Source organism: Ruminococcus sp. FC2018 (assembly GCF_000621805.1).
Lineage (GTDB): Bacteria > Bacillota > Clostridia > Oscillospirales > Ruminococcaceae > Hominimerdicola.
In genome coordinates this window covers 263,560-277,441 of the sequence record NZ_JHXH01000001.1, presented here as the reverse complement: position 1 = coordinate 277,441, position 13,882 = coordinate 263,560, and the positions used below count along the sequence as shown (strand labels likewise).

Here is a 13,882-nt window from a genome sequence, read left to right as displayed (position 1 = left end):
GTTGTTTAATTATTATATCGTTTTGTTCGTTTGCTGAATATTCCGCATAAAAACGAGCGTTAAAACCGCACGAATTGTGCATACAAAACGCTTAAACCGTGCATGCTCGCCGCACCATTGTGCATATAGTTGAACGGCAAAAGATCCTGCGGTAAAATGTTGATACACGCAAATTGCGTGAATTCAACAAAAGGAGGTCATAGAAATGACCAATTATCGTGAGATCCTGAGGCTTCAATCACTCGGGATGAACAAATAGGAAACAGCCGCAAGCGTAGGCTGTTCCAGGAACACAGTTGCAGAAGTGCTGCGCAGAGCAAAGGAAAAAGGGCTCAGATATCCGCTTCCACCCGGAATGACAGATGTTATGCTTGCTCAAACCTTGTACCCGTCAGCAGCTATGAAGACTGTGTACAAAATGCCGGATTATGCGTATGTAGCAAAAGAAATGATGAAAGACGGCGTAACACTCAACCTGCTGTGGCTGGAATACTGCGAAAAATGCCTGTCATCAGGTGAAGTTCCTTATCAGTCTACACAGTTCAACAAGTATTACAGAGAATATCTGGCAAAGTCAAATCCGTCTATGCATCTGAACCATAAGCCCGGTGAGATGATGCAGGTAGACTGGGCGGGAGATACAGCATCTATTGTTGATACCGATACAGGCGAACTGATCCCGGTGTACGTTTTCGTTGCTGTACTCCCATATAGCGGTTATGCTTATGTCGAAGGCTTTTTATCTATGGATCAGCAGAGCTGGACAGCAGCACATGTGAATGCATACAAGTATTTCGGCGGTGTTGCAAGGATAATTCAGTGTGATAACCTGAAAACCGGTGTGCTGCATCATGGGCGAAATGAAATAGAACTTAACAAGTCTTATCAGGAGCTGGCTGAGCATTATGGTACAGCTGTTCTTCCGGCCCGTGTCCGTGCTCCAAAGGATAAAGCTATGGTAGAGGGCACGGTAGGCGTCATTTCAACATTCATATTGGCTGCACTAAGAAACCGAAAGTTCCTTTCGTTGTCAGAATTGAATGAGGCTGTCCATGAAAGGCTTTATGAGTTCAATCATAAGCCTTTCCAGAAGAGAGACGGCAGCAGAGCAAGCGAATATGAACAGGAAAAGCCGTTTTTACTGCCGCTGCCTGCACATCCCTATGAATTGTCGGTGTGGAAGGTCGCAACAGTTGGTCCGAATTATCATATCTCAGTTGACGGTATGAATTATTCTGTCCCGTATGAATACATCAAGCAAAAGGTCGATGTCAGACTCACACGCAGCGCTGTTGAAGTGTTTTTCAATGGCAGCAGGATATGCTCACACATACGTTTGTATGGCAGGAAGAATCAGTACAGTACTACCGAGAGTCATATGCCTGAAAAGCATCAGCAGTATCTGCAGTGGAACTCAGAAAGATTTATCAGCTGGGCAGGCAAGATCGGTCAGAACACCAGAACTGTTGTTTGTGCCATCTTATCCGGGTACAAGGTCGAACAGCAAGGCTACAAGGCTTGTATGGGACTATTGAAGCTATCTGACAAGTATACTCCTCAAAGGCTTGAAAATGCCTGCAGAAAGGCATTAACTTTTACGCCGAGGCCATCGCTTAAAAATGTTCAGGCTATTCTGGCCTCCGGGCAGGACAAGCAAGACAAGCCACAGGCGGTCACTAACTCTTCAAAATACGGATTTACAAGAGGAAACGAGTATTATGGAGGTAAAAAGTGATGCTTACAGGAAATACGATCACAAAGCTGCAGGAAATGCATATGACAATGATGGCAAAGGCGCTAAGGGAGCAGCTAACTGATCCAGAGATGAACTCGTTGAGTTTTGAGGACAGGATAGGACTTATCGTCGACCGTGAATGGACTTCAAGGAAAAGCAATCACTTGAAGCGTCTGATCAAAAATGCCGGATTCTCTGACACAGAGGCTTGCATAGAGAATGTTGAATATCACAGTGACAGAAATCTCGATAAAGCCCAGATAACAAGGCTGGCTGCCTGCAATTACATTACACAGCATCACAATGTTATTCTCCTTGGCGCCACAGGTTCGGGCAAGACTTATCTTGCATGTGCATTGGGAATGGCGGCAGCAAGGAATTTTATGAGTGTGAGATACATTCGTCTGCCTGACTTGCTCGTGGAATTATCGATCGCAAGAAACAACGGAACCTTTCCAAGAACGATGCAGCAATTCAAAAAGCCGGCGCTTCTGATAATAGACGAGTGGCTACTGTATCCGCTTCGGGAAACAGAGGCGAGAGATATCCTTGAGATAGTTGAGACCAGATACAAGAAAGCATCTACGATATTCTGTTCTCAATTTGATATCCCGGGCTGGAGAGAAAAGATCGGTGATCCAATAATGGCTGATGCGATATGTGACCGCATTGTTCACGACTCTTACACGATAGTTATCGACTGCAAGGAATCGATGAGAAAGAGAAAAGGTGTGAACGAAGAGGGTTGATATGGCACCTGCGTTGCATCAAACAGACCGACTTGCGTCGGTCATGAGTTTAACGCATTAAGGTTTTCCAAGGAGAGTGGGTCTATGCTTAAGCATAAAAAAAGAGTGACGCACCCGGCATCACTCTCCTTGCTAAACCCCGTATCAGGCGCTCAGGTCGCACTCCTGCGTTGCCTTATCCTCCTGTACGGCTAAAAGCATACTAATGATACCATGGCACAATGTATATTGTCAATACTCAACCGCGCGGAATCCATGCACAATTCAAGCGTTCTCCGTGCACGGTTTCAGCGGAAACCATGCACAAAACGAACGGTTTATGTGCACTCACGGAGCGGAATATGCAGTTTGCTTTCTTTGTGTATGTACCTATGTTTATTATGCTTATCAATGCTCCTAAAATTAGTAAACAAACTATAATATAGGTTATCAATGCTATTATTTCAGCTGCATCTTTTGGTACTCCTATATATTCTAATAGAACTACTAAAAATAATGTATTCATAATCTTCAACTCCCATATATTAATAGAACTCTTTTATTTTATCATGTTTTACTTCATCTGTCAAATATAGCCATATCTCCTTAACTGTGGAGAGGGACAAGAGGGAAGGTCTGACTGTTGAGAGTACTTTTAGGGGTTGACAATGGACTTGTAAAGTGATATGCTGGAACAGTGGTAATTTCCGGCAAGGGGGAGTTGCTAAGGGCTTAGTATTACCTTTAGCAATTTCTGTGCAGTGTGCAAAACTGCACAGAAATAATGTATTTACGCTGTTTTAATGATATTAAATAGCTGTGCAACTAATTGTGCAATTATGAAATATAATTACTTTTTAACAACGTATTTACGCACTTTGAATGATATTTTATATCTGTAAGATTATTTTTTTAACTTCTGTGCAATTGTCACACTTAACTTCCGTGACAAAATTGAGTGTAATTGCAAATGAGCGAACTTATAACAAGAAACCTCTTTACCATTTTGATTTACAATGAAAAAAGAGAGGGCGCTTGTAAGGGTACAGCAACCCCAAGGAGCTAATCAAAGGTCAGTTCTAGCAGGTAAGCTCCGTTTTTAAAAATAGAAAGTTTCACTAAATAAAAATTTAGTGAAACTAAGAGAGGCGTTGTAAATGTTAGTATTGCTGATCTACTGAATTACGTGTGCAAAGAAATTTACAAAGCTTCTCAGCACATAGTACGATACAGCTGATAGTATAAATAGTCCCGGCAAGTTCATACCGAGACTATTTATAATTTTCTTTCTTTTTACAAAAGTATTCCTAAGAAAAATAAGAATCTATTACATCATAACTAACTTTGTCACTTGACCTGACCTTTTCGGTATCTGCCAAAAAGAATACCATCATCAACATATTTATCAGCCTGAGAGACCCACATTGGAAACTTTCCCGTTGTCAAAGCAGTTTGTCCGTTAAGCATTTCCCGTATGGAACGAGATGTGGCGAAATTGTCTGAGTATCAGCTCCATTCTCGTATACTCACAGTTTTCAGGACATTCATACAGCATTTCAACTGTTAGAGAATCAAGATATGCATAGGTTTTCTTCTCTACACTGTCAAGATAATCAAGGAGCTGCTCATCAGACAATACAACCGAGGCAGGCTTATTGGGATTGTCAAGACATTCTTCATGAAACGGTGGTTCATCTAATATATAGAGCATTTTTTATTGTTTCAAATTTATGACAAACTCATACACTTTTTCCGACCACGACCAAATATCTTCCATATCGCAATGCAGATAATGCGTCCGTTTGCACAGTTCAGCCGGAACATGCGGTTCAAGAACGTTTTTATATTCCTTTGGTGAGATCATTGCGTATAGCCAGTCTTTCAGCACAACTTCGTCCCTGACTTTAAGCGGCAGAACACCATCGAACACAGCATCAGGGTGATTGATAAGCCTGTCGTAGTGAAAAAAATATCTGACCCCCGGAGTAAAACCTGCACTAAGTTCCTTATCTGTCGGTGAGTGCCCGAGCCTACGTTCGGTCACAAGCCTGTCGCCCGCCTGACAGTTTCCCCAGGCGAACATTATGTAGTCAAAGTAGTCCTCAGGATCATTCGCAGCATTTCGGCTTTCTTTTTTCAGCTCCGAAGCCGATAGTCCTCTTGCCCTTACCGGGGACAGCAAGCTGCCGCATTCAAGTATATCTATTGCTTTTTCGAGAGGCGAGGTGTGGCATACAAGATTGGTCAAACACCCCTTGTATTGGGGACAGGCGGTACATTCGGTGATCTTTGCGGGAACGGGAATGCGCTTACGGTTCTCTTTACTGCAAAAAGCTTCTATCGCTTTCAGGATACTGCTGTCAGCCTCAATAGTGCAGCTTCGCCCATGCTTTTTCTCATAAGCAATAAAATCAAGAACAGACTGTATCTCCCATTCCGTAATCTCCGGATAGTTTGAAAGTGCCTTGTAAAATACGCCATCCCAACATTCGGTGTATTCAAAATCCCTTACCTTTATCAGCATTTTCAAACCTCTTTCTTAAGTTCGAACAGCCACTGTCGAAAAAATCGGGTTTGCCTTTTTATTATTGTTCTGTATTATTTTTATTTTTAGAATACTATATTTACTATTCCCACTCGATAGTTGCGCTTGGTTTTGGTGTAAGATCAAAAAGCACTCTGTTTACATTTTCCACCTCGTGGGTTATTCTATCGGTTATATGCTGCAAAAGCTCAAACGGAACATTCTCAACGGTTGCAGTCATAGCGTCCTTGGTATTTACAGCACGTATAATAACAGGATAAGCAAATGTGCGTTTTCCGTCTTTTACACCCACAGATCTGAAATCAGGAACAGCTGTAAAGTACTGCCAAACCTTACCTTCAAGTCCATTCTTAGCAAATTCCTCTCTGAGGATCGCATCGCTTTCACGAACTGCCTCAAGGCGGTCACGAGTGATTGCACCAAGGCACCTTACGCCAAGACCGGGTCCCGGGAACGGCTGACGATACACCATATTATCAGGCAGTCCCAGTGCTTTACCTACAACTCTTACTTCATCCTTGAACAGAAGCTTAATCGGCTCAACAAGTTCAAATTTCATATCTTCAGGCAGACCGCCAACATTATGATGAGCTTTTACTCCGTCGCTTTCAAGTATATCAGGATAGATCGTACCCTGAGCAAGAAACTCAATGTTATCCTGTTTACGTGCTTCTTCCTCAAAAACACGGATAAATTCAGCACCGATTATCTTTCTCTTTTTTTCAGGCTCGCTGACACCTGCCAGCTTATCAAGGAACCTGTCCACGGCATCAACATAAACAAGGTTAGCGTTCATCTGGTTTCTGAACACCTCTACGACCTGTTCGGGCTCCCCTTTTCTCAGCAATCCATGGTTTACATGAACACAAACAAGCTGCTGCCCCACAGCTTTTATAAGCAAAGCAGCAACAACGGAACTGTCAACGCCGCCTGATAATGCAAGAAGAACCTTCTTATCACCTATCTGCGACCTGAGTTCTTTTACCTGCTGGTCGATAAAAGCGTTTGCAAGGGCCTCGTTTGTAATTCTCTCCATGTTTTCGGGTCTTACATTTGAACTCATGATAAATCACACTCCAATTTATTTAATAAAATCCTACAAATTAATTATAACACAGCTGGTTACTGCTGTCAACGTCCGTCTCTCTTGACAGCAGTTAAAAGTTGAATTATAATACTATTATAAAGATTTAGATTAAGTTTTTTCAGAATGGAGTTTTCAAATGAAAAGCGAATATCTTGATGACTGCCCATATTATCTGAATGATTTTCTTACATATATGAAGGTCGTTAAAGACCGTGGTGAGCGTACCATTGAGGCATATTACATTGATATCAGGACATTTTTGAGGTATCTCAATATAAAGCACCGGGTCGCCAAAGAATCTGACTTTTACAGCATTCCTATCAAGGACACACCCATTGAGTGGCTTGAAAGATTCAGTCTGAACGATGCATATGTTTATCTTGGATATCTTGCTCAGAACCGAGGAAATTCCGTAAAAACAAGGGCAAGAAAATGCTCGGCGCTTAAACAGCTGTATTCATATCTGAATAAAAAGGCTGCACTAATAACAGACGATCCTTTGAAAGATCTGGAACTTCCAAGAATAAATCAGGCATTGCCTAAATATCTGACCGCCGAGCAAAGTGTACAGCTTCTGAACAGTGTTGATTCCAAGCACAAAGAGCGTGACTTTTGTATGCTGGTATTATTTTTATCATGCGGTATGCGTTTAAGTGAACTTGTAGGAATCGACCTTAACGATTACAGCCGTGAAAACAAGACTCTGCGCTTATTTGGCAAGGGCAGAAAAGAAAGAATAGTATATCTTAACGATGTTTGTATACAGGCACTTGATGACTACATAAACAATTACAGACCACAGGTGGAGCAACAGGCTATCTTTTTATCGGCGAACAAAACCAGGATAAATAAACGGCGTGTCCAGCAGATCGTTGAGGAACAATTAAAAGCCGCAGGACTTTCTAATCTTGGAATAACTACTCATAAGCTTCGACATTCCGCCGCAACAATGATGTACAAAAACGGTGTTGACACATTGGTTTTAAAAGAGGTCCTGGGACACAAAAGCATTTCCACGACCGAGATATATACACACATTACAAATTCCGACCTGAAAGATGCTTCACAAGCATCGCCTATTGCGGCATATAAAAAAGATAAAAAATAAGAGTGCTTTTTATGGCACTCTTTATTTTTTGCTTTTCATTCTTATAATAGAATTCTTTGGCACAACTATATCAGACAGGATCGAAAGTTCCATTGTTGCATGGTTCGCCGTTTCGATCTCTTCCCCGCTGCCGTTGAATATGTGCTCTGCTGTAAAGCTTATAGGAGGTGAATCGGGAGGTAATATCTCCAGCTCGTCTCCCCTGTTGAACTTATTTCTCTGCTGTGCATATACCCTTCCGTTTGAACAGCCCTCGACTACAGCAACAACGTCGTATTCTCTTATATATCCGCCGTTTTCGTAATACTGGCTCTGTTTCGGGTGACCAAAATAAAAGCCTGTACAATAAGCTCTGTGGCTGACCTTAAAGACTTCGTCCCTGATCCACTGTGGTAACTTAAAGTTATCCGGATCTGAAATATATATATCCATTGCCTTGCGGTAAGCGTTTGTTATAACGGAAACATAGTAAGACGATTTGGCTCTGCCTTCGATCTTAAAGCTGTTTATACCCGCTTTAGCAAGCTTGTCAATGTGCTCGATAAGGCACATATCCTTGGCGTTGAGTATATACGTTCCGCTGTCATCTTCAAACACGGGGTAAAACTCATTAGTTCGTTTTTCCTCCATAAGGTGATATCCCCACCGGCAAGGCTGAGCACACTCTCCCCTGTTGGCATCTCTGTTCACAAGATACTGTGAAAGCAGGCACCTACCGGAAAAACTTACGCACATTGCACCGTGTACAAAGCATTCGATATCAAGCTCACCGGGAGTTTTAGCACGTATTTCGGCAATTTCTTCAATAGAAAGCTCTCGTGCCAGCACGACCCTCTTTGCGCCCATATTATAAAACTCGTTGGCGGTTGCATAATTTACGATTCCGGCCTGTGTGGAAACATGTATCTCCATATCAGGTGCAAACCGTTTTACCATGGCGAAAACACCGATGTCATTTACGATCAGCGCATCAACACCTGCATCAACAGCATCTTTAACAAAGCCCTCAAGAGCAGGTATCTCAAAGTTTCGAGGCAATGTATTACAGGTCAGATAAAGCTTTTTACCCTTTTCATGTGTTATTTTACAGGCTTGCACAAGTGATTGTGCATCAAAATTTGCAGATGCAGCTCTCATACCAAAGCAGGTGCCGCCAAGATAGACGGCATCTGCGCCAAAGTCAAGAGCTGCGTGCAATCTTTCCATATCACCCACCGGTGACAAGATTTCTAATAGGTCAGACATTTTATACCTCTGATTCAGGCAAGACCAGCCTTCTTGAGGTTTGCGTTATGCTCCTCAAGTGTTCTTGCAAAGAAGGTTTCACCTGTGGCAAGGTTATTACAGAAGTAATAGTAATCCGTCTTTGCAGGATTAAGGACCGCTTTTATTGCAGCCATTCCCGGGTTACATATCGGGCTTGCTGGCAGTCCTCTGCATGTGTATGTGTCATACACATTTGTATAGAACTCAACTGAGGACTGGTCGATAGCCTTTTTCTTTATTACTTTTTCAATATACTTTGAAGTTGTATCAGACTGAAGATTAGGATATGTAGTCTGATCGTTCATTCTGTTTACAAATACAGAAGCCACCTTTGGCATTTCAGCCTCGGATCCTGCCTCCATCTGTACTATGGAAGCAAGTGTAATGATCTGGTTAAGGGAGAATTTGCTCTCCTTCACCTGTCTCATCAGATCTGCGTTCATTGTACTCTGGAACTGTGTACGCACAAGCTTTGTAACATTGTAAGCTGTATCGTTTACATAGAAGTTATAGGTTTCCGGGAAGAAATAACCTTCCATTTTATAAAAGGCATCCTTGCTTACTCCCAGATCCTTTTCAAAGTCAAAGCCCTGATCCTTATTGAATTCAAACAGGAAATCGTCCGCTTTGCAAACCTTATTCTTCTCAAGAAGATTAGCCACATCAAGCAGGTTCATACCTTCTGTAAATGTTATGGTGACCGTTTCCATTCTCTCTCGCATTGTGGCAAGCTCCTCAATAACAGCTGCATAGCCCATCGACGGTTTCAGTGTAATATCTCCGGGGAAAATGGTTTGCGGCTTTTCGATCTTCAAAGCAAGTTTGAAGAGAGTCTTATTCTTTATAATACCGTTTTCATAAAGAATATCGGCAATTTTATCATTATCCGCTCCTTCGGGGATCTTAAATATAACGTCATTCTCGGATTTTCCGATTCCATAATACTCGGTTGCCACAGATATAGCCGTCAGTGATAAAACAACGGATACAGTAAGAATAATACAGGTAAGTATGATTCCTCCAAAGATAGATCCGTTAAATCGGCTGTTTTTCTGCTTAGCCTTTTTCTTTTTCCTTGCGGCAGGTCTTTTCCTGCGTGGTCTGACCGGATTTCTTTCACTGCTTTGAGGCATAACAACTGTAGGCGTATCGTCCAGATCATCGTCATATTCGTCCTCAGGATAGTCATCCGGTTCGTCAACCGGTTCCTCAACAGTCAGATCATCGCTGTTTTCAACCGCAGTATCAGGATCGCTCTGTAATACCTTGGGGGCGTCTTTGCCATCATATTCAAGGTCTTCATCAGAAAGTTTAAGGTCCTGTAGATCATCTCCCAGTATATCATCAACGGTAAGATAACCTTTATCAGCTGTATCGGAAGCATCGTGAGCATCTCCGGAGTTAATCTTATCCGTAGCATATGTATTTTCTGAATCGTCAAGAATGTCAGTAAGATCATTTTCGGCAATCTGATCTGAGATCTCCCCGGCTGTATCCTGCACCTCTTCAACAGCCTCATCAGATGGCAGAGTTTCACCCTTGTTCATGGCAATAACTTCCTCCAGTGACAGTTTCCTGTCTTTTACATCTGAGAGATTATCGGAAGCATTTGAGTTGATTTCAGATGCTTTTTCTGAGCCTTCTGCAAGTATCTCTTCAAGGCTCATCTCTTTATTATCCATAAATAACTTCCTTTCCATTACCTTAAGAAAATGATTCTATCCTCAGTAACAATATTGTCAACAAATACATCGTAGTCGTCTGCCGGCAAAACATCGCACAGCGAATTTTCGTAGCATAATCCTGTCTTTATTCCGTTGAATCCGCTAAGGAATCTATCATAATAACCTTTACCAAATCCCAGTCTGTACCCGTTTTTATCATAAGAAAGCGCAGGTACTATACAAAGCGATGTATCGGAAAAAGAATAAAACGGCTCCCCTGCCGACGGTTCAAGGATACCGTATGCTCCCGGCGAGAGATCATCAAAACTATTTATCCTATAAAACTCCATAACATTGGGTTCACTGTAACACTTTGGACAAAAAACCTTTTTTTCTTTTAGTGCACGACTGATAATGCTGTGTGTTCCCACCTCGATACCAAGCGAAACATATACAAGCAGCTCATCGCACTGCTTATACATATCACTGTTCAAAAAACGATCAGCCACAGCGTCATCAAGCGCAGTTTTCTCCTGTGGCAACATAAGCCGCCGCTTATTCTTATATATTTCACGAAGCTGTTTTTTAGTCATTATCTGCATTGCATAGATGCCTTTATACTATCGGATGTTTCTCTTGAAACAATAAGCTGTGCAAGAGTAAGACCAAATTCAATGCTGGCACCTGCTCCTTTGGCGGTAATGAATTTTCCGTCAACAGCAACAAGCTCATCAACAACATTTGCACCCTCAAGGTCACCGTTGAATTTTGGAAAACTTGTCGCCGTCTTGCCTTTAAGAAGACCCTTATGCCCCAGTATGGACGGGGCAGCGCATATAGCAGCTATATATCTGTCATTTTGCCAACAAAAGTCCACAGCACTCTGTACCTTATCGCTTGCCTCAAGATTCAGCGTTCCGGGCATTCCTCCCGGAAGAACTATCATCTCAAGATCGTCATCAAGGGTTATTTCATCGGCTGTTATATCCGTCTTTACAATAACACCACGGGAAGATGTTACTTCCTTGCCGGTTACACCGACAGTTTTCACATCAGCCTTGGCACGTCTTAATATATCCACCGGTGCAAGAGCTTCGATCTCTTCAAATCCGTTTGCAAGGAAAACATAAATCATATCATAACCTCCGGGATCTGTATTAATCTGTTAAGTAAAACTATTTCAATTCTTTATAAAAAGCTTTGACCTCGTTTATCTTTCCACAGGTCATCTTACCCTCCGGACATCTCCCGGTCATGACGCAGGATGGACCGGCGTTTTTAAACACATTGGGAGCGACCTGGCGGCAGAGTCTGAGCATTTCGTCGGCAACAGCCTTTATTTCCCACTGTGCTCTGTTGCAGCAGCGATGTCTGAAGAAATTAAACAGGCTTCTGATATTCATTGTAACAACGATCTTTGTTTCGCAGGCATTTGGCAAAACAAATCTTGCATCCTCGTTAGCCTTTTTTCTTGCTTTGGACCTGGCTTCCTTTTCATCCATGCCCTGGGCAAGAAATGATTTCAAATGCTTAGCGGTAAGTATTTCCGCAATTTTATTATAGCTCTCGGTGAGCGCAGCCATTTGCTTATCAAACTCGGCTTTTGCCTGCTCATCGGCTTCTATCTCGGGCGGAGTTATAAATTCAAACCCGTTTTCATTTACATATCGCTGACTTTTCTGAGAATATGAGGCAATGCGGTGCCTTACAAGCTGGTGTGAACAAGCACGTGAGATCCCCTCGATACCAAAAGTAAAGCAAACGTGCTCCATAGTGCTCTCGTGACCAATAGAGGCGATCATCGAAACGAAACTTTCCACTTTGTCATCCGTAAGCCCGTCTTTAAGCGATTCAATATCACTTGACGAATAACAAAGCTTTGCAGCAGTCGCAACGATCTTTTCAGGTTCAGGGGTATAAGCAAGCAATTTGACCTTCATTACCACACATCCTTTCTTATTCCATATACAGATATTATTATAGCATTTTTATATAAAATAGTCAACATTTAAACGACATTTTTTACGTGAAAAAGACAGGATATGATCCTGCCTTTTTATGTTTAATATGGTTTATTCTTCATTTTGGCGGCTTCATCGAGAAGCTGCTGTGCATTTTCAAGCAGCAAAGGAGTAATGCTGTTTCCACCCATTATCCTTGCGATCTCATTTTTTCGTTCATCTTTTTCCAAGGATCTGACTGATGTAACAGTTCTGTCGCCTACAACATTCTTTTCAATCAACAGATGATTGTCCGCAACAACAGCTATCTGTGCGAGATGAGTCACACAAAGCACCTGACGGAATCTTGATATCTCGCCAAGCTTCATTCCGATTTTCTGGGCAGCAATACCGCTTACACCTGTATCTATCTCGTCAAAAATAAGAGTATCGATGGAATCTTTCCGGGCAATAACATTTTTCAATGCCAGCATAATACGTGACAGTTCACCGCCGGATGCTATCTTAGCCATTGGTCTCGGTTCTTCACCCAGGTTAGCAGAGATAAGAAACTCAATGTTATCCATGCCCTTCAATGTCAGTTTACCCTTTTCCTGTTTAACTACAATTTTGACATTAGGCATATTCAAAAACTCAAGTTCTGCGGTGACCTGCTGAACAAATCGCTCCCCTGCTTTACTCCTATGCCGGGAAAGCTTCATAGCCTTTTTTGAAACCTCGGTTAGCAGAGCATTTTTCTCTTCTTCAAGCTTATCAAGGCTTTGTTCACTGCCTTGGAGTTTTTCAAGTTCAATTTGAGCATTGTTCAAAGCTTTGAGCACATCATCAAGTTCCGGACCGTATTTTTTGCATATTTTACGCAGATCCTCACTGCGCTGATTTAGCCAGTCAAACCTTTTGGGGTCAACATTGAGCTTGGAATTAAGGGACTCTATTTCGTCCGATATATCCTTTATCTCAATTCGTGCGTTATTCAGTCTTTCGCTCAATTCGCCAAGCTTGGGGATCACATCGGGGTAATTCTTTATGTAGGAGTCGGCATTCATAAGACTTTCAACAACACCGGTCGTGTTGTCAGAGCCGGAAAGAATGGTATTTACCGCATAGAAGGCTTCCGAAAGAGCAACGGCATTTTTAGAAACATTAAGCTCCCGGCTTATCTTTTTATCTTCATCAGGTGTTATTTTCAGACATTCGATCTCATTTATCATATCATAAAGCTGAGAGATCCTGAACTGGCGCTGGTTTGAGTCAGCTTTAATATGGCTTATCTCTTTAGCAATGCTTTGAAGCTTGTGGAAAGAGGATTGATAATCATCAAGCAGGCTTTGTGCGTCCGAATATGAATCAAGTATTTCTATATGTCTGTCGGGAGAAAGCAGGATCTGATTGTCATGCTGCCCGTGGATGTTTACAAGCAGATCACCTACCTGTTTTAGCAATGAAACGCTGACAGGACGGTTATTTATTCTTGCTACGCTGCCACCGTCGGTTTTTATTTCTCTTTCCAGAAAAAGCTGACCGTCATCGCAGGAAATGCCGCTGTTGCTAAGAAGATGCGAACACGCATCAGGTATCTTTTCAAACACTGCCGTGATAACGGCTTTATTGGCACCGGTCCTAACGATATCTTTACTGGTACGCTGACCGAGAATAGCATTGATACCGTTTATAAGAATTGATTTTCCTGCTCCGGTCTCACCGGTAAAAACGTTCAGATAAGGCGTAAGATCTATGCTTGCTTTCTCTATAACAGCAAGGTTTTCAATGTATAATTGAGATAACATA

11 protein-coding genes and 1 pseudogene are annotated in these 13,882 nt (G+C 42.1%); 3 read left to right on the top strand and 9 right to left on the bottom strand.

Translation table 11 applies throughout. The features are described 5' to 3' along the window. Window positions 1–277: 277 nt before the first annotated feature. Window positions 278–1,735, top strand: a pseudogene (istA, locus tag T494_RS11880) (IS21 family transposase); the annotation flags it as partial. Further along, window positions 1,735–2,484, top strand: coding sequence for an IS21-like element helper ATPase IstB (gene istB, locus T494_RS0101305; RefSeq protein WP_028504741.1), 750 nt, complete (start codon window positions 1,735–1,737; stop codon window positions 2,482–2,484). The pseudogene istA and the gene istB, both read left to right, overlap by 1 nt. A 1,438-nt stretch (window positions 2,485–3,922) precedes the next feature. On the opposite strand, the gene T494_RS13580 is transcribed toward istB, so the two are convergent. The 3 genes from T494_RS13580 to guaA all read right to left on the bottom strand — a co-directional run bounded on the left by T494_RS13580 (window position 3,923) and on the right by guaA (window position 6,044). Continuing rightward, window positions 3,923–4,174 carry a hypothetical protein gene (locus T494_RS13580; protein ID WP_242836357.1) on the bottom strand — a complete coding sequence of 84 codons (252 nt, stop codon included), beginning with the start codon at window positions 4,172–4,174 and terminating at the stop codon, window positions 3,923–3,925. Window positions 4,175–4,177: 3 nt separating this feature from the next. After that, window positions 4,178–4,987 (bottom strand): hypothetical protein, encoded by an 810-nt coding sequence (locus tag T494_RS0101295; RefSeq protein ID WP_028504739.1) that lies wholly within the window; start codon window positions 4,985–4,987, stop codon window positions 4,178–4,180. Between the two features lie 103 nt (window positions 4,988–5,090). Then, entirely contained in the window at window positions 5,091–6,044 is a 954-nt protein-coding gene (gene guaA / locus T494_RS11875; protein WP_347490831.1) for a glutamine-hydrolyzing GMP synthase, read from the bottom strand. A gap of 187 nt (window positions 6,045–6,231) precedes the next feature. Between guaA and T494_RS0101280 the strand changes: the two genes are divergently transcribed. Beyond that, window positions 6,232–7,203, top strand: a complete 972-nt coding sequence (locus T494_RS0101280) for a tyrosine-type recombinase/integrase (protein WP_028504738.1) — start codon at window positions 6,232–6,234, stop codon at window positions 7,201–7,203. Between the two features lie 21 nt (window positions 7,204–7,224). Here T494_RS0101280 and T494_RS0101275 read toward each other — a convergent pair whose 3' ends face one another. From T494_RS0101275 to recN, 6 genes are all read right to left on the bottom strand, one after another. Beyond that, entirely contained in the window at window positions 7,225–8,448 is a 1,224-nt protein-coding gene (locus T494_RS0101275; protein ID WP_028504737.1) for a U32 family peptidase, read from the bottom strand. A 14-nt stretch (window positions 8,449–8,462) separates the two neighbouring features. Next, window positions 8,463–10,151 carry an endolytic transglycosylase MltG gene (mltG, locus tag T494_RS13220; RefSeq protein ID WP_051539824.1) on the bottom strand — a complete coding sequence of 563 codons (1,689 nt, stop codon included), beginning with the start codon at window positions 10,149–10,151 and terminating at the stop codon, window positions 8,463–8,465. Between the two features lie 17 nt (window positions 10,152–10,168). Beyond that, window positions 10,169–10,726, bottom strand: coding sequence for a 5-formyltetrahydrofolate cyclo-ligase (locus tag T494_RS0101265; RefSeq protein WP_242836356.1), 558 nt, complete (start codon window positions 10,724–10,726; stop codon window positions 10,169–10,171). Continuing rightward, a complete protein-coding gene (locus T494_RS0101260; RefSeq protein WP_028504735.1) occupies window positions 10,726–11,268 on the bottom strand; it encodes a DJ-1 family glyoxalase III in 543 nt (180 codons plus the stop codon). The genes T494_RS0101265 and T494_RS0101260 overlap by 1 nt, the downstream gene beginning before the upstream one ends. A gap of 40 nt (window positions 11,269–11,308) precedes the next feature. Further along, a complete protein-coding gene (gene thyX, locus T494_RS0101255) occupies window positions 11,309–12,073 on the bottom strand; it encodes an FAD-dependent thymidylate synthase (protein WP_028504734.1) in 765 nt (254 codons plus the stop codon). A gap of 122 nt (window positions 12,074–12,195) precedes the next feature. Then, the gene (recN, locus tag T494_RS0101250) at window positions 12,196–13,881 is read right to left on the bottom strand and encodes a DNA repair protein RecN (RefSeq protein ID WP_028504733.1); all 1,686 of its coding nucleotides are present in this window, start codon (window positions 13,879–13,881) and stop codon (window positions 12,196–12,198) included. Window position 13,882 lies beyond the last annotated feature (1 nt).

Bases quoted from the DNA above. Each gene is read 5' to 3' on its own strand.
- T494_RS0101260 (WP_028504735.1), bottom strand. From the start codon at position 11,268: ATGATTTATGTTTTCCTTGCAAACGGATTTGAAGAGATCGAAGCTCTT.
- thyX (WP_028504734.1), bottom strand. From the start codon at position 12,073: ATGAAGGTCAAATTGCTTGCTTATACCCCTGAACCTGAAAAGATCGTT.
- T494_RS0101295 (WP_028504739.1), bottom strand. From the start codon at position 4,987: ATGCTGATAAAGGTAAGGGATTTTGAATACACCGAATGTTGGGATGGC.
- istB (WP_028504741.1), top strand. From the start codon at position 1,735: ATGCTTACAGGAAATACGATCACAAAGCTGCAGGAAATGCATATGACA.
- T494_RS0101265 (WP_242836356.1), bottom strand. From the start codon at position 10,726: ATGACTAAAAAACAGCTTCGTGAAATATATAAGAATAAGCGGCGGCTT.
- guaA (WP_347490831.1), bottom strand. From the start codon at position 6,044: ATGGAGAGAATTACAAACGAGGCCCTTGCAAACGCTTTTATCGACCAG.
- mltG (WP_051539824.1), bottom strand. From the start codon at position 10,151: ATGGATAATAAAGAGATGAGCCTTGAAGAGATACTTGCAGAAGGCTCA.
- T494_RS0101275 (WP_028504737.1), bottom strand. From the start codon at position 8,448: ATGTCTGACCTATTAGAAATCTTGTCACCGGTGGGTGATATGGAAAGA.
- T494_RS13580 (WP_242836357.1), bottom strand. From the start codon at position 4,174: ATGCTCTATATATTAGATGAACCACCGTTTCATGAAGAATGTCTTGAC.
- recN (WP_028504733.1), bottom strand. From the start codon at position 13,881: ATGTTATCTCAATTATACATTGAAAACCTTGCTGTTATAGAGAAAGCA.
- T494_RS0101280 (WP_028504738.1), top strand. From the start codon at position 6,232: ATGAAAAGCGAATATCTTGATGACTGCCCATATTATCTGAATGATTTT.